The sequence below is a fragment of the Microbulbifer sp. S227A genome (assembly GCF_049800935.1).
Genome location: NZ_JBNAFZ010000008.1, coordinates 135099 through 156215, shown reverse-complemented (window position 1 = coordinate 156215; position 21117 = coordinate 135099). Strand labels below are relative to the sequence as shown.

Genomic DNA, 21117 nt, shown 5'->3' with positions numbered 1-21117 from the left:
CCATCAGATTGCGTCAAAGAGCCGCTTTTTTTGATTCACATCACGGTACAAGGCCCGCCGCACATGCAAAATACACCGTTCCGACCGTTTGAAACCACCCTGCCGCGGGACCAGGCGCTGCGTGAATTGCGGTCTGCCACCCAGGGCGCCGATGATGGCGAGATTTTTGCCGAACGCCGCAAATCCGAAGCGCTGGTGTTTGATGACGGGCGGTTGCGCAGCGCCAGCTACGATGCTTCCGAAGGGTTCGGGCTGCGCGCGGTGAATGGCGAAGTCACTGGCTATGCCCATTCCACCGAGATGAGCGTCTCGGCCCTCAGACGCGCCGCCCAGACCGCGCGACTGGCGATTGGCGCGGGCGGCGGCACGCTCGCCGATGCCCCGGCACCGACCAACGCCCGGCTATATACCGATGCCGATCCCACGAGCGGTCAGCCCTTTCCGGTCAAGATCGACACCCTGCGCGAGATCGACGCCTTTGCGCGCGATCTCGATCCGCGCGTCGTACAGGTCTCGGCGACGCTTGCCGCGACCCTGCAGGAGGTCGAAATCCTGCGCCCCGATGGCGTGCAGGTGCGTGACGCGCGCCCGATGACACGGGTCAATGTCTCGGTCATCGTCGAACAGGACGGCCGCCGCGAAACCGGCAGCGCCGGCGGCGGCGGTCGCGTCGGGCTCGAAGGGCTGATTGCCGCCGCCGACTGGCAGGCCAAGACCCGCGAGGCGTTGCGCATCGCGCTGGTCAACCTCGAAGCCGTCCCCGCGCCCGCCGGCGTGATGGACGTCGCTCTTGGCCCCGGCTGGCCCGGTATCCTGCTGCACGAGGCCATCGGTCACGGGCTGGAGGGCGACTTCAACCGCAAGGGGGCGAGCGCCTTTGCGGGGCTGATGGGCAAACAAGTGGCGGCGCGCGGCGTGACAGTGCTTGATGACGGCACCCTGCCCGACCGGCGCGGCTCAATCACGGTGGATGACGAGGGGACCCCGTCGCGGCGCAATGTGCTGATCGAGGACGGAACCTTGGTCGGCTATATGCAGGATCGCCAGAACGCCCGGCTCATGGGGGTGCCCGCCACCGGTAATGGCCGCCGTCAAAGCTATGCCTACGCGCCGATGCCGCGCATGACCAATACCTATATGATGGGCGGCGACGCCGATCCCGCGGATCTTGTTTCCGAGATCAGGGACGGCATCTGGGCCGTGGGATTTGGCGGCGGACAGGTCGACATCACCAGCGGCAAGTTCGTGTTTTCCTGCACCGAGGCCTACCGGGTCGAGAACGGCAAGGTGGGCGCGCCGGTCAAGGGGGCGACGCTGATCGGCGACGGAGCCACCGCGCTCACCCGCATTCGCGGGCTTGGCAACGACATGCAGCTTGATCCCGGCATGGGAAACTGCGGCAAGGAAGGCCAGTGGGTGCCCGTTGGGGTCGGCCAGCCAACCGTGCTGATCGGGGGCCTGACCGTGGGCGGTTCCGCCGCGTGACAGGCAGGGCAGGACCGGCTCCCGGCGGCCCTGCGCCAATGGTGCGCCGGGTCATTGCTGAAATTTCTCGAAAATCCGAAAAGAATTTTCCACGCTTTACGTCCTGTTAACTGACCGGGCGCTACACCGGTCTTGCAACAAGGCGGAGCGACGGATGACCGAGGAAAACACTTCTTCCACTCACCCCCCACTCCTACCCACCACGGAAGACGATCGGTTCGCGTGGCTTCGCCTTTTGCGCTCTCGCAGGGTCGGTATCTCGACATTTTACCGCCTGTTGACGGAGCATGGCACAGCGCAGAAAGCGCTGGCCGCGTTGCCCGAAGTGGCGCGCGCCGCCGGAGTCCGGGACTATGAAATATGTCCTGCCGGTGTGATTGATGCCGAAATCAAGGCCGCAAAAGCCGCGCGTGCGCGGCTTTTGTGCCTTGGCGATCCGGATTACCCCACGCTTCTGGCGCAATTGGCGGATGCACCGCCGATGCTGTGGGCCGTCGGCAACCCGGCCCTGATGTCGCGCCCGGTCATCGCGCTGGTTGGCGCGCGCAATGCCTCGTCGCTGGGCACCCGCATGGCGCGGGCGCTGGCGCATGAGCTGGGCGAACATGGCTATTGCGTGGTCTCGGGCCTCGCCCGCGGTGTGGACACCGCCGCCCATATCGGCGCCATAGGCACCGGCACCATCGCCGTGCTGGCGGGCGGTGTCGATGTGATCTATCCCGCCGAAAACAGCGCATTGGCGCAGGATATTGCCGCCACAGGCCTGCTGGTCTCGGAGCAGGCAATGGGCACCACGCCGCAGGCGCGTCATTTCCCATGCCGCAACCGGATCATTTCCGGACTGGCGCAGGCTGTCGTGGTGGTCGAGGCGGCGGTGAAATCCGGCAGCCTGATCACCGCGCGCGATGCGCTTGACCAGGGGCGCGAGGTTCTTGCCGTTCCGGGGCATCCCTTTGACGCGCGCGCATCGGGGTGCAACCTGCTGATCCGCGATGGGGCGACGCTGGTGCGCAATGCGGAAGATGTCATCGCCGCCCTGCCCGACATGACCGAACCCGTCATACCGGCGCAGCGCGACCTGCTGTCCGACCTGCCCCCGCCGCCGCCCGAACGGCGCGGCCTTGCGGAAACCGCACGGCTGCACGAACAGATCCTGTCGCGTCTCGGCCCTTCCCCCGTGGCAGAGGATCAGTTGATTCGCGATCTGGACGAGTCGGCCGGAAATGTCGGCCCGGTGCTGGTCGATCTCGAACTTGATGGCAAGATTCGACGGCAATCGGGCGGGTTGCTCTCGCTGGAAACCTGACACAGACCGACGCGAATAAAGCACCTGAAATTCCCGCAAAACCTGTATTGCGCGGCCCATATCCGTCTGGCTTTCCACCAAATTTTCGCGATGCCACAAGAGTGTAGCCCATGCGCCCAAATCACGCGGATTGACATTCGCCCCTTGCACCCCACATCTTGCCTCGCCATAGAACGCGCATCAAACGTCGCATGAGGTTACTGGGTAAATGCCTGTAGTTGTTGTAGAATCACCAGCCAAAGCAAAAACGATCAACAAATATCTCGGCTCTGACTACACGGTTCTGGCGTCTTATGGGCATGTGCGCGACCTTCCGCCCAAGGACGGATCGGTCGATCCCGAGCATGAATTCGACATGAAATGGGAGGTCGCCAGTGACAGCAAGAAACATGTCAAGGCCATCGCGGACGCGCTTGCCCAGGACAATGCGCTGATCCTCGCGACCGACCCCGACCGCGAAGGCGAAGCCATCAGCTGGCATCTTCAGGAGGCCCTGACCAAGCGGCGATCGATCAAGAAGGATACCGCCGTCTCGCGGGTGACCTTCAACGCCATCACCAAGGATGCCGTTACCCAGGCGATGAAACAGCCCCGCCAGGTCGACATGCCCCTGGTCGAGGCCTATCTCGCCCGGCGCGCGCTGGATTATCTCGTGGGGTTCAACCTGTCGCCGGTGTTGTGGCGCAAGCTGCCCGGAGCCAAATCCGCCGGCCGGGTGCAATCGGTCTGTCTGCGCCTGATCGTCGAGCGGGAAATGGAGATCGAAGCCTTTCGGCCGCGCGAATACTGGTCGGTCAAGGTGCTGCTCGCCACGCCGCGCGGCCAGGAATTCGAAGCCCGGCTGACGATTCTGGCCGGCAAGAAGCTCGACAAGTTCGACATCGAGAACGAAACCCAGGCCGAGCTCGCCGTGCAGGCGATCAACAGTCGTGATCTCGACATCACCTCGGTCGAGGCCAAGCCGGCCAACCGCAATCCGAGCGCCCCCTTCATGACCTCGACCCTGCAACAGGAGGCCAGCCGCAAATTCGGCATGGGCGCACGCCAGACCATGAGCGTGGCGCAGCGGCTCTACGAGGCGGGTCACATTACCTATATGCGGACCGACGGCATCGACATGGCCCCCGAAGCGGTGCACGCGGCGCGCGATGCCATCCGGGATCGCTATGGCGCGGACTATGTCCCCGACAGCCCGCGCATGTACAAGAACAAGGCCAAGAACGCGCAGGAAGCCCACGAATGTATCCGCCCGACGGACATGACCCGCGACGCCGCGGCGCTCAGGCTGACCGACGCGGATCAGCGCAAGCTCTACGACCTGATCTGGAAACGGACTCTGGCCTGCCAGATGGCGGCGGCGCGACTTGAGCGGACCACCGTCGATATCGGCAGCAAGGACGGCCAGGTCGAGCTGCGCGCCACCGGCCAGGTGCTGTTGTTCGACGGGTTCCTGCGGGTCTACGAGGAAGGCCGCGATGACGCGGTCGTCGATGACGACGACAAGCGCCTGCCGCAGGTGGCCGTGGGCGAGCGCACCGACAAGCGCAGCGTGACACCAGAACAGCATTTCACCCAGCCGCCGCCGCGCTATACCGAAGCCACGCTGGTCAAGCGCATGGAAGAACTGGGCATCGGCCGCCCCTCGACCTATGCCAGCATCGTCACCACGATCCAGGATCGCGGCTATGTGCGCAAGGACAAGAACCGGCTGATCCCCGAGGACAAGGGCCGGCTGGTGATCGCCTTCCTGCAAAACTATTTCCGCAAATATGTCGGGTATGATTTCACCGCCGGGCTCGAAGACGAGCTGGACCAGGTCAGTGCCGGGGAGACCGACTACAAGGCGGTGCTGAACCGGTTCTGGCGCGATTTCTCCGCGGCCATTGCCGAGACCAGCGAATTGCGCATCACCGACGTGCTCGAAAAGATCAACGAGGTGCTGGAACCCCACCTGTTCCCGCCGACCGAAGATGGCAGCGACCCGCGCCTGTGCCCCAATTGCGGCGCCGGTCGTCTGAGCATGCGCACCGCGCGCTCGGGGGGCGCGTTTATCGGCTGTTCGAACTATCCGGATTGCCGCTATACCCGCGCCTTCGGCCCTCCGGGCACCGAAGAGGAAAGCTCGATCCCCCCCGAAGGCAAGCTGTTGGGCGAGGATGCCGGCGACGAGATCCGGGTGTTCAAGGGACGGTTCGGCCCCTATGTCCAGCGCGGCGCCGTCACCGAAGAGAACAAGAAACCGCCACGCCAGTCGGTGCCCAAGGAGTGGCCGCCGGAAGAACTGGAACTCGACCGCGCGTTGATGCTGCTGTCGCTGCCCCGCGAAATCGGGCCGCATCCCGAGGATGGCGTGATGGTCTGGGCCAATATCGGACGTTATGGCCCTTATCTGAAACATGCCGAAAGCACGTCGAACCGGGGCGGCACCAATGCCAATCTCGAAAGCCTTGACGAAGTGTTCACCGTCGGCATGAACCGTGCCGTGCAGCTGCTGGCGGAAAAGGTGGCCAGCCGGGGCCGGCGCGGCGTGGCCAAAACCCTGCGCTCGCTCGGAGATCACCCGGACGAAGGCGGACCGATCGACATCATGGAGGGCAAGTACGGCCCCTACGTGAAATGGGACAAGATCAACGCGACATTGCCCAAGGATGTCGAACCCGAGGCACTGACGCTCGAACAGGCCATCGAGCTGATTGCCGCCAAGGCTGCGACCAAGGGCAAGCGCAAGAAACCAGCAGCCAAGACAAAGAAGGCGACCGCCAAGAAATCCACCGCGAAAAAGAAGGCCGCTTCAAGCGAATCCTCCGCCGAATAGAACCTGCCCGAGCCGCCCCGTCGTGCTGCTTTGTTGACTCTCTCGCTGCAGCGCGTCAAAACCGCTGCGACACCGCATAGAGGGAGTTTTTCATGAAGAAGGTCTACGGCAGCGCGTCAGAAGCGCTAGAGGGTGTGCTGCACGATGGCATGCTGATAGCGGCTGGTGGATTTGGGCTTTGTGGCATACCGGAGTTGCTGATTTCCGCGATCCGGGATGCGGGGACCAAGGATCTGACGATTGCCAGCAACAATGCGGGTGTCGATGATTTCGGGCTGGGGCTGTTGTTGCAGACGCGGCAGGTCAAAAAGATGATCAGCTCATACGTAGGTGAAAACGCCGAATTCATGCGCCAGTACCTGTCGGGCGAGCTCGAGCTTGAATTCAACCCGCAGGGCACCCTTGCCGAGCGGATGCGCGCCGGGGGCTGTGGCATCCCGGGATTCTACACCAAGACCGGCGTGGGCACCGTCATCGCCGAGGGCAAGGACGTCAAGGAATTCGACGGCGAAGAGTACATCCTCGAGCGTGGCATCGTCGCGGACCTGGCCATCGTCAAGGCGTGGAAGGCGGATGACACCGGCAACCTGGTGTTCCGCAAGAGCGCGCGCAATTTCAACCCGCCGGCTGCGATGTGCGGCCGTGTATGCGTCGCCGAGGTCGAGGAAATCGTGCCACGCGGCAGCCTCGATCCCGACCATATCCACCTGCCGGGCATCTATGTGCACCGCCTGATCCAGGGTGAGCACGAAAAACGGATTGAACAACGTACGACGCGCAAGCGGGAGGAAGCCTGATGCCCTGGGATCGCAATCAGATGGCCGCACGGGCGGCGCAAGAGCTCGAAGACGGCATGTATGTGAACCTCGGCATCGGGATCCCGACGCTGGTGGCCAATTATGTCGGCGACAAGGACATCACGCTGCAATCGGAAAACGGCATGCTGGGCATGGGTCCGTTCCCGTTCGAGGGCGACGAGGATCCGGACCTGATCAACGCGGGCAAGCAGACGATTACCGAACTGGCGCGCACGTCCTATTTCGACAGCGCCACCAGCTTTGGCATGATCCGCGGCGGCAAGATCGCGGCGGCGATCCTGGGCGCGATGGAGGTGGCCGAGAACGGTGACCTGGCGAACTGGATGATCCCGGGCAAGCTGGTCAAGGGCATGGGCGGCGCGATGGATCTGGTCGCGGGTGTCGGGCGCGTGGTGGTGGTGATGGACCACACCAACAAGCACGGCGACAGCAAGGTGCTGCGCGAATGCACCCTGCCGCTGACCGGCAAGGGCGTGGTCGACCGCATCATCACCAACCTCGGCGTGCTGGACGTGGTTCAGGGCGGCCTCAAAATCGTCGAATGCGCCGACGGCGTCACAGAACAAGACCTCCGGGACGCAACGCTGGCAACGATCGTGGACTGATCTCCCGCATCAGGAGGTTTACGGCAACACCCGCCGGGCAGGAAACTGCCCGGCGTTTCTTTGTTCCGGTGGTCCCCCATCACGTAGCGGGCGGGGACCGCCCCGCGTGCCTTCAGTTCAGCGTTCGGAACACGCAACCGTCGCTGATCAATTCCGGCCGGGTCGTGCACAATCCGCTGGCAACCTGGAACGCCGCGAGGACCTTTGGCACATAGTCGCGTGTTTCCGCATAGGGTGGCACCCCCGCATGGGTCATCACCGATCCCTCGCCCGCGTTGTAGCCAGCCAGCACCAGGATTGGATCGCTGTTGAACTTGCCCATCAGCCAGTCGAGATATTTCACCCCTCCGGCGATATTCTGCGCGGGCACCATGCTGTCCGTGACCCCGAAACGCGCCGCCGTGTCGGGCATCAACTGCATCAGGCCCTGAGCCCCGGCGTGGCTCGTAACAGTTGCCCGGCCCGAGGATTCAACCGCGATAACTGCCAGCACCAGGGCGGGTGACACGCGCGTTCCCACGGTCGATCGCAATATCGACACACCCTGCTCGCGCGCGATTTCCTGCATCGCTTGCAGGCGCGGCGCAGTGATCTTGCCCGCATTGTTCAGGGTGATCAGCGCCTCTTCCAGACGGCCGGGGCGGGTATAGGCGATATCCGGCGAAACGCGTTCCCAGAACCAGGTGTATTTTCCGATAGCATCAACCGACGCAGGCGGGGACACCGCCACAGGTTCGGGCCTGGGCACGGGTGGCGGCGCCAGCTGTTGCAACTGTTCATCCGGATCGATCTGGATGGTTATGCGCCGAACCGTTCCCGGTTGCGGCGGCTTGACCCTGCGCGCCTTGAATTCCCGGAACGGGCGTGGCGCGGTGTGCGTGTCCGCGCTGTCCGCATCAGAGGGCAGTTCGGTTGACAGGTCGGTTTCGGGCGCATCATCGGTGACATCGCGAAAAACAAGGCGCTCTGCCCCGCCAGCGTCGGGATATAGGAGTACGAGTGCCAGAATCGCCGCGATCAGCACGGGCCCGTTCATGTCGTTGTCTCACTGCTCGTGTTTTGCGGCCAGTGTTCCCCCGGCCGGCCGATAACGCCAGACTTCTTGACCGGAATCTGTCATTTTTGCCCGATTTGACACCGATATGCATCGCATGACGATATGCGCCAGCGCTCGATCAGACATTTTTGCGTGCAAATTCAATGTACAAGGTGAAATTGAAACGAAAATTTAACCATGACCAAGAAAACCACTCGCGCGCCCAATTCATGACATTGGCCATTGGTTAAGTGTTCCTACACAACGGCAGACACGGGCCAGGTGAGAGACGGCCCACCGAACAGACGCCGCTTGATGTTCCAATTTGAGATCCTTTGGAGGGACGAAACAATGATCAAACTCTTGAAAAACTTCCGCAAAGACGAAGATGGCGCCGTCACCGTCGACTGGGTTGTTCTGACCGCGGCTGTCGTGGCACTGGCCGGTGCGGCCTATACCGCCATCGAAACCGGGTCGCAAACCCTGACCACCAATACCGGCACATTCATCACGGCACAGTCGCCAACGGCAGAGGCCGAAGAGTAAGCGCGGCGCGGCCTTCGCCCCGTGGGGTTGCCTCCTGACACCCGGAGGCAATCCCCGGAACAGCACAGCTCTCGCGTATTGCCGCACGGCACCACCGCCGACCGCCAAGCAACGCGGGCGCTTGCTGGCCACTTTTTGACAGAATCAGGCTGAGTGATTCGTAGCAAACTCAACCATCGGGACCTAATTCTGGCTGCCACACGGAGAGAAATCGCGAAAAAATCAATAAAAACCCCCTAAAAGCACCAAAATGGTGGATTGTAGTCAAATTGCTGCCTTATTCCGCCCCATTATTAGAGACAGCCAAATGAAATCCCGAGCCAACCGATCATTTGCACACACGGCCGGGACGGATGCGAACTCTAACAATGATCCTTTGAGGGGACAAAGCCATGATCAGACTGTTCAAGAAGTTCCGCAAGGACGAAGACGGTGCGGTCACCGTCGACTGGGTTGTTCTGACCGCGGCGGTCGTCGCGCTCGCCGGTGCCGCGTATACCGCGATCCAGGATGGTAGTGAGACCCTGAGCGAGAGCATCGAGTCAGAGTTGATCAGCATTACGCCTTCCGCCGATGGCGGCGGTGGCGGTGGCGGTGGCGGTGGCGACGGTGGCTGATCGCTAAGAGCCGAACAAATGACTATGTGGGGGCTGCGTCTTTTTACGTAAGGCGCGGCCTTTTTTCAAAGAAGGCCCGCCGCAGCAAACCTAGAGGTTTCCATGCGAAACAGTCTGAGAACATTCCTTCGGGACGAAAGCGGCGCGGTCACGGTTGATTGGGTCGTCCTGACCGCGGCGGTCGTGGCCCTTGCAACTGTCGCCTTTGCGTCATTGCAATCCGCATCCGGCGGCGTCGGCGTCAGCCTTGGCGAATACCTGTCGACACTGGAGGTCGGCGGCGAAGACTAGCCCGTCACGCCCCCATGACTGGTTTCGATCCTGATGCATTTTTCATGGCGCTGTTGACACAATCTTTGTAAATCGGGCCGATCGTGCATAAATAGGCACCGTTAGTTACCAGGGCTTTCGGTTCTCGGAGAGGTCGAAACGATGCGAGCGATATTCGGTTTGGTTCTGATTGTCGGCATCGTCCTTGCGGGCGGTGCGGTGATGATGGCCAAGAACTATATCTCGGCCTATCAGGTCGAGCTGCAGAGAGAGCGCCAGGCGCGCGCTGCGGTGGTTCCCACGGTCGATGTCTTTGTCGCGGCCCGCGCCTTGCGATACGGCGAGATTCTCGAACGCGACGATGTGCGCAAGGTGCGCTGGCCGCAAGACGCGATTCCCAAGGGTGCGTTCACCGATATCGCCAAGCTGTTTCCCCCGGAAGTGACCGAAAACCGCGTTGTCCTGCGTGCCATGGAACAGGACGAAGCCGTCCTGACACAGAAAGTGACCAAACCCGGCGAGGACGCCGGGCTGACCTCGCAACTGGCGCGCGGCATGCGGGCCTTTGCCATTCGTGTCGACGTGGCCTCCGGTGTCTCCGGCTTTCTGCGTCCGGGCGACCGGGTAGATGTCTATTGGACCGGAAGCGTCAACGGCGCGATCGAAGGAATACGGGGCGACGTGACACGGCTGATCGAAGCCAATGTCGCGCTGATCGCGGTGGATCAGACCGCAAGCGGCGATCTTGACGGCGCAACCATCGCCCGCACCGTCACCGTTGCCGCACGCCCGGAACAGGTGGCGGCCCTGGCGCAGGCGCAATCCACCGGCCGGTTGTCCCTGTCGCTGGTAGGCGCGCGCGACGACACGATTGCCTCGGCCATCGAGGTTAACCAGCGTTCGCTTCTGGGCCTCGGTGCCATCGAAGCCGCGCCGCAGCAGATCGAAGAAAAGGTTTGCACCATCCGCACCCGCCGCGGTGCAGAAGTGGTCGACATCCCGATTCCCTGCACAAACTAGGAATGATCGCAACGCGTTAGGCGCGGCTTGGGGGGCGATCGGTCCGGCACGGTTGTGGCTTTGTTGCCCTAACCCCACATTCAAATGCTGCCGGAAACCGTTGATTCTTGAAATAAAATGGGAACTGGCGCAGAGTATCCCAAATTTCGGGCGGCAAGACCCGACAAAGAGGCGTGATCGGAGAGGCAGGTCACATGACATTCGAAAAGATCCTGAAGGCAGCGGTCTTGGGAGTCGTATTGAGTTGCACGGCAATGACCGAGCCGGCCCCGGCCGAGGTGCTGACCGTTGTGCAAAACGGTTCGGAAAGCACGCTGGACATCCCGATGAACCGCGCCATCGTGGTGGAAAGCGAAGAACCGTTTGCCGAACTCAGCATCGCCAACCCCGGTATCGCCGATATTTCATCGCTGTCTGACCGGACGATCTATGTGCTTGGCAAGTCGCCGGGGTTGACAACCCTCACACTGCTTGACGCGACGGGACGGCTGATCACCAACGTCAATGTCAAGGTCGCCGCCGATGTCACCGAGTTCAAGGAACGGCTGCGCCAGATCCTGCCCGGCGAAAAGATCGAGGTGCGCACCGCCAATGACGGCATCGTCCTGTCGGGCGTCGTGTCAAGCTCGGCCCGCCTGCAACGGGCGCTTGACCTCGCGGAACGCTATGCCCCGGAGCGGGTTTCGAACCTGATGAGCGTCGGCGGCGTGCAACAGGTGATGCTCAAGGTGCGCTTTGCCGAGATGCAGCGTTCGGTCTCCAAATCGCTCAGCTCGTCGCTGGGCATGAACGGATCGATTTTTGGCGGCGACACCGGTTTGAATGGCGGCATTGGCACGCTGAACAACCAGGGCGCGCTCAGCAATGCCATGGCGGGCAACATTCCGCTGGCCAACGAAAACACCGGGGCGGTTCTGTTCGGGTTCAATGCGGGCTCGGTGCAGGTCGGGTTGCTGATCGAGGCTCTGGAACAAAAGGGCGTCGTCCGCACCCTGGCCGAACCCAATCTCAGCGCCCTGTCGGGGCAGGAAGCCAAGTTCCTCGCCGGCGGCGAATTCCCGATCCCGGTTGCACAGCGTGACGGTCTGTTCTCGGTCGAGTACAAAGCCTTCGGCATCGAACTGAACTTTATCCCGCGCGTGGTGGACAAGGGGGTGATCAACCTCGAACTGATGGCGGCGGTTTCCGACATCGACCCGACACAGGGCGCAATCATCAACGATTTGACGGTGCCGTCGTTTTCCCGCCGCGAAACCTCGACCACCGTCGAAATGCGCGACGGCGAAAGCTTTGCCATTGCCGGGCTGATCGAGGACGAATTCCTGGACAACGCGGCGCAAATGCCCTGGCTCGGCGATGTTCCGGTGCTTGGTGCCCTGTTTCGCAGCGCCGATTACGAACGCAAACAGACCGAACTTGTGATCATCGTGACGGCACATCTGGTCACCCCCACCTTGGGTGAGGCCCTGGCATTGCCGACCGACCGCATCACCCCTCCGAGCGAGAGCGACCTGTTCCTGTTCGGCCGGATGAGCAAGAACCTTCAGGGATCGACCCAGGGCGCGCAAGAGGTCGCGAAACAGGATTTCAGCGGCTCGTATGGCTATGTGATGGACTAGGCAAAAGGACGGGACGATGAGAGAATTGATCCTTGCGACCGGGCTGACCATCGCGCTGGCCGGATGCGACCAGGCCGCGGGCGATTTCGTCACGACAGGAGATTTCGGCGAGTCCACCCGCAACAACTCGCTGGTGATGCAGGGGGATCGCAGCTATGCGGTGGCCCTGGGCGAAAGGTTTGCCCGCGAAACGCCGACAACGGTGAATTTTGCCTTCAACAGCGACGTTCTGGATGCAACGGCACAGCAAATCCTTGATCGACAGGCAGACTGGATCCGGCAATTCCCCGAGGTGCGCTTCAACGTCTATGGCTATACCGACCTGGTCGGAACGGCAGCTTACAACTATGGCCTGGGCGAGCGTCGCGCGCGCGCCGTGGTGCGGTATCTGTCGACGCGCGGTATCAGCTCTTCGCGACTGCAAGCGCTTGTTTCATATGGCGAAACCCGCCCACTTGTCGACTCCCCGACGCCCGAGCGCGCCAACCGTCGCAGCGTCACCGGGGTAAGTGGCTTTCTGGCACGTCACCCGACGGTACTGGATGGAAAATACGCCGAAATCATCTATCGCGAATATGTCGAGAGCGCACGGCCCGTCGACGGGTTGACACGGCGCACCAATACGGGCGGATTTGGCGACGTACAATAGGCTGAATTTTCACGGATCGTGTCCCGTTTTCCAACAATTGGGTTTTTTTGGCCTAACTCTCGCCTAGATTATCGGCAATATTCATATGCATCAGGTGAAGTACGCCCGGTTTCGGGCGTGCGTCGGTGACGGTGGGGCAACACAAACGGGAAGGCATCCCGCCAGACGCCCTGGTTCCGATCGCAACGTAAGGATCACGGCAATGAGCAGTCGAATGCCACAAACCGAAATCAGCCCGATCGTCGCCTGCACGGTCAGCCGGAATATCCAGAATTTCGACCTGTTGATCGAGGACATGGAGGCGATGCTTGGCGAAAGCTGGGGCGACCTGGGCTTTGCCGAGGCACTGACGTTTCTCGACCAGCCCGACGCCAGGGCGCTCGATTTCCTGGCCGTGGCGCTGGACTCGCAGGACGAGGACAACCTGGCGTTGGTTGGTGAAATCATCACCCAGGCAAGGGCGCAGGGGGTTCGTGTCATCCTGATCGCCGAAGATGTCTCGCCAGCATCGCTTCACAAACTGCTGCGGCAGGGGGCCGACGAGTTTGTCCCCTACCCGCTCCCCGAGAATGAACTGCAGACCGCCATCGACCGGTTGAACGCACCGCCGCAGGCCGATGCCGCCCGCCATCACAAGACCCAGCTGCATTCAGGCACCTCGCGCGAGGGCGCGGTCATCGTGGTGCATGGCCTTGCCGGCGGTGTCGGTGCCACGACCCTGGCGGCAAACCTGGCCTGGGAACTGGCGACAACCAGCGGCGAAGACGCGCCGAGCGTGTGCCTGCTGGATCTGGACCTGCAATTCGGAACGATCGCCACCTATCTCGACCTGCCCCGGCGCGAAGCCATTCTCGAAATGCTGACCGACACCGAGAACATGGATGAAGAAGTGTTCGGCTATGCATTGCAGAGCTTTGAAGACAAGTTGCAGGTGCTGACCGCGCCGTCGGATATCGTGCCGCTCGACATCATTTCGAACGAGGATGTGGAACGGGTCATTTCGCTGGCGCGCAGTCATTTCGACTATGTGATCATCGACATGCCGACGACGCTGGTGCAATGGACGGAAACCGTGTTGCAGGCGGCGCATGTGTATTTCGCGCTGATTGAGCTCGACATGCGGTCGGCGCAGAATGCCTTGCGGATGAAACGGGCGCTGCAATCCGAGGATCTGCCGCTGCAGAAACTGCGCTTTGCGTTGAACCGCGCACCGAAATTCACCGACCTGTCGGGCAAGGGCCGGGTCAAGCGGATGGCCGAAAGCCTGAGCATCTCGATCGATCTGCAACTGCCCGAGGGCGGCAAGCAGGTGACACAATGCGGCGATCACGGGCATCCGATGGCGATGTCCGCTGCCAAGAACCCGCTGCGCAAGGAGATCGCCAAGCTTGCGCAATCGCTGCATCAACTCGGCCAGGCCGAGGCGGAAGCGGCGTAACAGCCCGGAGGACCTGCGCAGATGTTTTCCAGATACAAGAAACCCGATCCGAACAAGAAGACCGCGAAACCGGCCGCCAAGGTGACAAACCTGGCCGATGTCAAACCCGAGAGCGCCGCCCCGCCGCCGCAACCGTCCGCTTCGCTGCGCCGCCCGATGCCGGTCAAGCCCGCCGAAGCCGGGATCGCGGACAAGGATCGCAAACGCAAGGAACGGCTGGGTGAAATCAAGATCGAGCTGCACCGTTCGCTGCTCGACAATCTCAACCTCGCGGCGCTGGACCGGGCCAGCGAAGCCGAGCTGCGCAATGAAATCGGCAGCATCGCCGGCGAGATCCTCGAAGAACAGGGCATCGTCCTGAACCGCGAGGACCGGCAGACGCTGAACAAGGAGCTTTACGACGAGGTGCGCGGGCTTGGCCCGCTCGAAGCGCTGCTGCAGGATGAAACGATCAACGATATTCTCGTCAATGGGCCGCAACAGGTCTTTGTCGAGCGTAACGGCCGGCTCGAACTGAGCGAAGTGACCTTCAAGGACGAGCGCCACCTGCTGCGCATCATCGACAAGATCGTCAGCGCCGTCGGTCGCCGGGTGGATGAATCCAACCCCTATGTCGATGCCCGGCTGGCCGATGGGTCACGTTTCAACGCCATGGTGCCGCCGATCGCGGTGGATGGCAGCCTCGTGTCGATCCGCAAATTCCGCAAGGACAAGCTGGGAATCGACGACCTGGTGAATTTCGGTGCCTTTTCCGAGGAGATGGCCGCCTATCTGCAAGCGGCGGTGGCCACGCGGTTGAACATCATCGTGTCCGGCGGCACCGGGTCGGGCAAGACGACGACACTCAACGCGCTGTCTTCTTTCATCGACAATGCCGAGCGTATCCTGACCATCGAGGACACCGCCGAGCTGCAATTGCAGCAGACCCATGTGGGGCGCATGGAAAGCCGGCCACCGAATGTCGAGGGCAAGGGCGAGGTCAGCCCGCGGGACTGTCTGAAAAACGCGCTGCGGATGCGACCGGACCGGATCATCGTCGGCGAGACCCGCGGCGAAGAGGTCATCGACATGTTGCAGGCGATGAACACCGGCCATGACGGTTCGATGACCACGATCCACGCCAACAGCGCCCGCGACGGGATCAGCCGCCTGGAGAACATGATTGCCATGGCGGGCATCGAGATGCCGCTCAAGGCGATGCGCAGCCAGATTTCATCGGCGGTCAATCTGATCGTGCAGGTGTCGCGGCTTCAGGATGGCAGCCGCCGGATGACCTCGATCACCGAGATCACCGGCATGGAAGGCGACGTGATTTCGATGCAGGAAATCTTTCGCTACCAGCGCGTCGGCCTGACCCCGGACAACAAGATCATCGGCCATTTCACCGCCACCGGTGTGCGCAGCCATTTCTCCGAACGGTTCCGCATGTGGGGCTATGACCTGCCCGCCGCGATCTACGAACCCACGGTGATGGAGAGCTTCTGATGCAGGTCAGCGCCGAACCGATCATCTACGGGCTGATCTTTATCGGCGTTCTGGTGCTGGTCGAGGGCATTTACCTCGTGGCCTTTGGCAAATCCATCAGCCTGAACAGCAAGGTCAACCGCCGGCTCGAGATGCTGGACAAGGGAGCCGGGCGCGAACAGGTGCTCGAGCAGCTGCGCAAGGAAATGCGCCAGCACATGAAGGCGCGTTCGATCCCGCTCTATTCCCTGCTTGCGGACAAGGCGCAAAAGGCGGCGATTGCCTTCAGCCCAAGGCAATTGATCTTGATCATGGCCGGTCTCGCATTTGTTGCCTTTGTCGGCCTCAGCCTGGGCACGGCGGCGGAACTTGGTGTGCGGATCCTGGCCTCGGTGGTGATCGGCGTTGTCGCGGTCTATGTCTGGATCAATTCCAAGGCCAAGAAACGCCTTGGCATGATCGAGGAACAGCTGCCGGACGCCGTAGAGCTGATGGTGCGCAGCCTGCGCGTCGGGCATCCGTTTTCATCGGCGGTCGCCATCGTTTCCAAGGAAATCGAAGACCCGCTGGCAACCGAATTCGGCATCATCGCCGACGAAAACGCCTATGGCCGTGACATTGGCGAGGCGCTCAAGGAAATGGCCGAGCGGCTGGACATGCAGGATTTGCGCTTTCTGTCGGTGGCCGTGTCGATCCAGCAGCAATCCGGCGGCAACCTTGCCGAGATTCTCGCCGGCCTGGCAAAGGTGATCCGCGCCCGGTTCCGGCTGTTCCGGCGGGTGAATGCGATCACCGCCGAGGCCAAGTGGTCGGGCAAGTTCCTGTCGGGCTTTCCGCTGTTCTGCCTGATTGCCATCACGCTGAAAGATCCGCAATATTACGATCAGGTTCTGGACCACCCCTGGTTCATTCCGGCCTGTTTTCTGGTTGGCCTGTTGCTGATTGCGAACCTGATCGTGATGCGCATCCTGACCGACATCAAGGTATAGCGAGGAAGCGATGGAATTCATCTCCGAGATCAAGTCCCTGCTGACCGGTTCGCTTGGCGATTTTGGCCCGGTAATCGTGATCGGTGTGCTTGGCCTGTTCATGATCCTGCTGGCGATCCCGCTGATGCTGAACCAGCCGGAGGACCCGCTCAAGAAGCTCAAGCGCGCCAACACCCCCGAAAAGCGCGGCACACCGCAAAAGGAACGGCTGCGCCAACGCGGGCGCAATGTTCAGCTTGACAAGTTCGCGACCTTTCTGGAGCCCAAGAACCAGGCCGAACTGTCCGCCGTTCAGCTAAAGCTGCGGCAGGCGGGGTATCAATCCAAGGACGCGGTGCGCCTCTATCATTTTGCCCAGTTCGCGCTTGGCATTTTCGGGCTCATCATCGGCACCGCCTATGTGATCCTGCTGACCTCGCAGGGGCAAATCATCGACAACCAACGCATGGTGCTCTACGTGCTGGGTCCGGGCGGCGCGGGCTACCTGCTGCCGAAATACTGGGTGACGCGGCGCGTGCAGGCCCGCAAAGAGGCCATCGAGCGCGCCTTTCCCGATGCGCTGGACATGATGCTGGTCTGTGTCGAGGCGGGCCAGTCGCTGGATCAATCCATCGTGAGGGTCGCCGCCGAGCTGCGCGCCTCCTATCCGGAACTGGCCGAGGAATTCGAGATCGTCGCCTACGAGATGAAGGCCGGCAAAGAGAAATCCGCGGTTCTGCGGGATCTCGGGACGCGCTGTGGCGTGCAGGACGTGTCGTCCTTTGTCACCGTGTTGATCCAGTCGGCCTCGTTTGGCACTTCGATCGCTGACGCCCTGCGGGTCTATGCCAGCGAAATGCGCGACAAGCGCGTGATGCGCGCCGAAGAGGCCGCCAACAAGCTGCCCACCAAGATGACGCTGGCGACGATGACGCTCACCGTGCCGCCCCTGTTGATTATCCTGGTCGGCCCGTCGGCGCAGGGCATCGCCAACCTTGGCAACATGGGCAAGTGACGGATGGCATCGCTGCGCGCGCGGTATGGGGCGATGCCGCAGGGGCTGGGTATCGTCATGGCAGTCGCTCTATGCCTCCCGGCCTGTGACACGTTCCGCGCGTCCAAAGCCCCCGATCGCGTCTATGCGCCCGGTATCGATCTGAAGAAAGAGGCGGCGGACGGGCTGGCGGTCGGAAACCGCCTGCTCGCCGCATCTGAATACGAGCTTGCGCTTGACGCCTTTACCCGCGCCGCGCTGGAACGCGGGCTGACCCCCGAGATCCTGACCGGCATGGGCACCGCGAACCTGGGCCTTGGCCGGTTGGGACAATCCGAGCAATTGCTCCGCCGCGCGGTCGAGGCGGCGCCGGACTGGCCCGAGGCGTGGAACAATCTTGGGGTGGTCCTGCTCGAACAGGGCGAGACCGGAGAGGCCGAACAGGTCTTTCGCAAGGCCTATGCGCTGGACAATGGCGAAAGTGACGCAATCCGCGACAATCTGCGCTTAGCGCTCGCAAAAACGGAAAACTTCGGTCATACTGAGGCGCAAAACCAAGAATACAAAGTGGTGCGGCGGGGCAGCAGCGATTACCTGATCCGCAAGACACCGTGACAGAGGCAAAGCAGCAGTAAAGGACGCAAGCAATGCGCCACCTCACCCTGATTCCGGTCGCACTTGTCGGGAGCCTGGCCCTGTCGGCCTGTGCCAAAAAGCCGGATGAGACCGTTGAACGGGCGTTTCAAGAGGTCAACGTTGTCGATGAAAACGACCTGAACGATGTCATGCTGACGGTTGCCGACCCGAATGAAGCGGTCACCTATTTCACCCGCAGCCTCAAGCAACATCCCACCCGGATCGACCTGCAACGCGGGCTTGCGCTGTCGCTGGTGCGGGCCAAGCGCAATGTCGAGGGCGTCGCTGCCTGGAAAAAAGTAACCGGCATGAGCGGCGCCAAATCCGAAGACAAGGTGGCGCTTGCCGATGCGCAGATCCGCGTGGGCGAATGGGACGCCGCGGAAAAGACGCTGGACAGCGTGCCGCCCACCTACGAGACCTTCCGGCGATACCGGCTCGAAGGCATGGTGGCCGATGCCAACAAGGAATGGACCAAGGCCGACAGCTATTATGAAACCGCGCTCGGCCTGACCACCAAGCCGGCCGGTGTCATGAACAACTGGGGCTATTCCAAGCTGTCGCGCGGGGATTTCGCCGGGGCCGAGCGCCTGTTCAGCCAGGCGATCCGTCAGGATCCCGGCCTGTTCACCGCCAAGAACAACCTCGTGCTGGCACGGGGGGCACAGCGCAACTATTCGCTGCCCGTCATCCCGATGGACCAGATCGAGCGCGCCGAATTGCTGCATACGATGGCATTGACGGCGATCAAACAGGGGGATGTGCAAACCGGAGAGGCCCTGCTGCGCGAAGCGATCGACACCCATCCACAGCATTTCGAAGCCGCCACGCGGTCGCTGCGCGCCATCGAAAACGGCTAGGTCGGATGTCGGTTTCCGCGGCGGCGGCGCTCTGGTTTCTGCCCTTTGTCCTGCCGATCTGCTTTTTCGTGGCGCTGTCGGATCTGCGGGACATGCGCATCCCCAACCAATCGGTGCTGCTGCTTGCGGCGATCTTTCTGATCGTGGGGCTCTTTGTACTGCCGCTCTCGACCTATGGCACCCGCCTGCTGCAACTTGGCCTTGTCCTGATCATCGGCATCGTGCTCAACGCTGCCGGGGCGGTCGGGGCTGGTGATGCCAAGTTCGCGGCCGCCGCCGCCCCCTATGTGGCGGTTGGCGATCTGCGGCTTCTGATCGCGATCTTTGCCGCCAACCTGCTCGCGGCCTTTGCCACCCATCGGCTTGTCAAATACACCCCGCTGCGTCGCATCGCGCCCAATTGGAAAAGCTGGGACGTGGGCTGGAAATTTCCAATGGGCCTGTCGCTGGGCGCGACATTGGCGATCTATCTGATCTTCGGCGCGATGTTCGGCAGCTGACCCGGCATCCGGACAATCCGCATCATTCGGCGGATGGGATGCCGCAATCTTGCCAGAAACAATCGCTAGTCGTGTACCCGGTCACAGCATTCAACCACAGCACAGGCAGTCGAAATGAACATGCAGGCAAGTGCGGTCAGCGCACCCCCTAGGCCCACCACCATCGATGACATGCGGCTGCCGCTGGTGATGATGCGTGACATTCTGCTCAAGACGATCTTTCGCAAGAACGTCGAAACCGTGACCGAAATCGCCGCTGCTATCTGCCTGCCGATGCAGACGACTCAGGAGCTGGTCGATCTTGCCCGCGAACAGCGGCTGCTTCAGGCAACCGGAACGCTCAATGCCAATAGCGGCAATGAAATGGGCTACCAGCTTACCGATGCCGGGAAATCCCGCGCGCTGGATGCGTTGTCGCAATCGGAGTATTTCGGCGCGATGCCGGTGCCGCTTGACGTCTATCGCGAACAGGTCGCCCGCCAATCGATCCGCAACATTCAGATCACCCGCGACCAGCTGACCCGCGCAATGGGGCACCTGATCCTGCCCGATGCGCTGCTGGACCATCTCGGCCCCGCGGTCAGCGCCGGGCGTTCGATCCTGATGTATGGCCCCCCCGGCAACGGCAAATCGTCTATTTCCAACGGCATCCGCGACGCGTTGGGCGACCGTATCTATGTGCCCCGCGCCATCGAATATTCCGGGCAGGTCATCACGGTCTATGATCCGATCGTGCATACTGCCATCCAGGATGCCCCGGATGATCCGAATGCCCTGCGCCGGGCAAAACGGTTTGACTCGCGCTATGTCTGTTGCGAGCGGCCCACCGTGGTGACGGGCGGAGAGCTGTCGCTCAGGATGCTCGACCTTGTCTACAACCCCACCGCGCGGACCTACCAGGCGCCGCTGCAAATGAAATCGACGGGCGGCATCTTTATCGTCGACGACCTTGGCCGGCAGGAAGAACCGCCACAGGCATTGATCAACCGATGGATCGTGCCGCTTGAAGAAGGCAAGGATATTCTCGGGCTGCAATCGGGCGAAAAATTCGAGGTGCCGTTTGACACGTTGGTGATCTTTTCGACCAATTTCCACCCCAACGAGATTTTCGATCAGGCGGCGCTGCGGCGGATTTTCTTCAAGATCAAGATCGACGGCCCCAGCCAGGAAAACTTTCTCAGGATCTTTGCGCTGGTTGCCCGCAAAAAGGGCATGCCGCTGGACGAGGCCGCGCTGGTGCATCTGCTCAAGGTCAAATACCCGAGCATCGACAACGTCTATGCAAATTACCAACCGGTATTCCTGATCGATCAGATGATCGCCATTTGTGAATTCGAGGGCCTCCCCTATCAGATGAGCCCAGACCTGATCGACCGCGCCTGGGCCAACATGTTCGTGCGCGACGAAATGATCGTGAAATAGCCCGATCGCGGCGCGCCCCGGCTGGTCCCTGCGCAGAGGGACGCTAGAC

At 61.9% G+C, this 21117-nt stretch carries 20 protein-coding genes; 19 read left to right on the top strand and 1 reads right to left on the bottom strand.

The genetic code is table 11. The features are described 5' to 3' along the window. Positions 1-63 precede the first annotated feature (63 nt). The 5 genes from tldD (at position 64) to ACP15R_RS18740 (ending at position 7029) form a co-directional block, all read left to right on the top strand. Positions 64-1485 carry a metalloprotease TldD gene (tldD, locus tag ACP15R_RS18760; RefSeq protein WP_424987754.1) on the top strand — a complete coding sequence of 474 codons (1422 nt, stop codon included), beginning with the start codon at positions 64-66 and terminating at the stop codon, positions 1483-1485. A 154-nt stretch (positions 1486-1639) separates the two neighbouring features. After that, positions 1640-2791 (top strand): DNA-processing protein DprA, encoded by a 1152-nt coding sequence (gene dprA, locus ACP15R_RS18755; RefSeq protein WP_424987752.1) that lies wholly within the window; start codon positions 1640-1642, stop codon positions 2789-2791. Between the two features lie 208 nt (positions 2792-2999). After that, positions 3000-5606, top strand: a complete 2607-nt coding sequence (topA, locus tag ACP15R_RS18750; RefSeq protein WP_424987750.1) for a type I DNA topoisomerase — start codon at positions 3000-3002, stop codon at positions 5604-5606. Positions 5607-5698: 92 nt separating this feature from the next. After that, positions 5699-6403, top strand: coding sequence for a CoA transferase subunit A (locus ACP15R_RS18745; RefSeq protein ID WP_424987748.1), 705 nt, complete (start codon positions 5699-5701; stop codon positions 6401-6403). Continuing rightward, complete coding sequence (locus ACP15R_RS18740; protein ID WP_424987747.1) at positions 6403-7029, top strand: 3-oxoacid CoA-transferase subunit B; 627 nt, start codon at positions 6403-6405, stop codon at positions 7027-7029. Before ACP15R_RS18745 ends, ACP15R_RS18740 begins: the two co-directional genes overlap by 1 nt. A 112-nt stretch (positions 7030-7141) precedes the next feature. Here ACP15R_RS18740 and ACP15R_RS18735 read toward each other — a convergent pair whose 3' ends face one another. Next, positions 7142-8065 (bottom strand): lytic transglycosylase domain-containing protein, encoded by a 924-nt coding sequence (locus ACP15R_RS18735; protein ID WP_424987746.1) that lies wholly within the window; start codon positions 8063-8065, stop codon positions 7142-7144. A 351-nt stretch (positions 8066-8416) separates the two neighbouring features. On the opposite strand from ACP15R_RS18735, the gene ACP15R_RS18730 reads away from it, so the two are divergent. The 14 genes from ACP15R_RS18730 (at position 8417) to ACP15R_RS18665 (ending at position 21068) form a co-directional block, all read left to right on the top strand. After that, positions 8417-8611, top strand: a complete 195-nt coding sequence (locus ACP15R_RS18730; protein ID WP_424987745.1) for a hypothetical protein — start codon at positions 8417-8419, stop codon at positions 8609-8611. A 392-nt stretch (positions 8612-9003) separates the two neighbouring features. Beyond that, positions 9004-9228, top strand: a complete 225-nt coding sequence (locus ACP15R_RS18725; protein WP_424987744.1) for a hypothetical protein — start codon at positions 9004-9006, stop codon at positions 9226-9228. Between the two features lie 102 nt (positions 9229-9330). After that, positions 9331-9519 (top strand): hypothetical protein, encoded by a 189-nt coding sequence (locus ACP15R_RS18720; protein WP_424987743.1) that lies wholly within the window; start codon positions 9331-9333, stop codon positions 9517-9519. Positions 9520-9660: 141 nt separating this feature from the next. After that, positions 9661-10518 carry a Flp pilus assembly protein CpaB gene (gene cpaB, locus ACP15R_RS18715; protein WP_424987742.1) on the top strand — a complete coding sequence of 286 codons (858 nt, stop codon included), beginning with the start codon at positions 9661-9663 and terminating at the stop codon, positions 10516-10518. Positions 10519-10712: 194 nt separating this feature from the next. Beyond that, complete coding sequence (locus ACP15R_RS18710; RefSeq protein WP_424987741.1) at positions 10713-12137, top strand: type II and III secretion system protein family protein; 1425 nt, start codon at positions 10713-10715, stop codon at positions 12135-12137. A gap of 16 nt (positions 12138-12153) precedes the next feature. Continuing rightward, the gene (locus ACP15R_RS18705; RefSeq protein ID WP_424987740.1) at positions 12154-12786 is read left to right on the top strand and encodes an OmpA family protein; all 633 of its coding nucleotides are present in this window, start codon (positions 12154-12156) and stop codon (positions 12784-12786) included. Between the two features lie 214 nt (positions 12787-13000). Further along, positions 13001-14224: an AAA family ATPase gene (locus ACP15R_RS18700; protein ID WP_424987739.1), complete on the top strand. Its 1224-nt coding sequence runs from the start codon at positions 13001-13003 to the stop codon at positions 14222-14224. Between the two features lie 21 nt (positions 14225-14245). Further along, positions 14246-15709: a CpaF family protein gene (locus ACP15R_RS18695; RefSeq protein ID WP_424987738.1), complete on the top strand. Its 1464-nt coding sequence runs from the start codon at positions 14246-14248 to the stop codon at positions 15707-15709. Beyond that, positions 15709-16677 carry a type II secretion system F family protein gene (locus tag ACP15R_RS18690; protein WP_424987737.1) on the top strand — a complete coding sequence of 323 codons (969 nt, stop codon included), beginning with the start codon at positions 15709-15711 and terminating at the stop codon, positions 16675-16677. The genes ACP15R_RS18695 and ACP15R_RS18690 overlap by 1 nt, the downstream gene beginning before the upstream one ends. A 10-nt stretch (positions 16678-16687) precedes the next feature. Beyond that, positions 16688-17671, top strand: a complete 984-nt coding sequence (locus tag ACP15R_RS18685) for a type II secretion system F family protein (protein WP_424987736.1) — start codon at positions 16688-16690, stop codon at positions 17669-17671. A 3-nt stretch (positions 17672-17674) separates the two neighbouring features. Beyond that, positions 17675-18265, top strand: coding sequence for a tetratricopeptide repeat protein (locus ACP15R_RS18680; protein WP_424987735.1), 591 nt, complete (start codon positions 17675-17677; stop codon positions 18263-18265). Between the two features lie 32 nt (positions 18266-18297). Then, the gene (locus tag ACP15R_RS18675; protein ID WP_424987734.1) at positions 18298-19146 is read left to right on the top strand and encodes a hypothetical protein; all 849 of its coding nucleotides are present in this window, start codon (positions 18298-18300) and stop codon (positions 19144-19146) included. A 5-nt stretch (positions 19147-19151) separates the two neighbouring features. Next, on the top strand, positions 19152-19646 hold the full coding sequence (locus ACP15R_RS18670) for a prepilin peptidase (RefSeq protein ID WP_424987733.1): 495 nt from the start codon (positions 19152-19154) through the stop codon (positions 19644-19646). Positions 19647-19760: 114 nt separating this feature from the next. Further along, the gene (locus ACP15R_RS18665; protein ID WP_424987732.1) at positions 19761-21068 is read left to right on the top strand and encodes a hypothetical protein; all 1308 of its coding nucleotides are present in this window, start codon (positions 19761-19763) and stop codon (positions 21066-21068) included. Positions 21069-21117 lie beyond the last annotated feature (49 nt).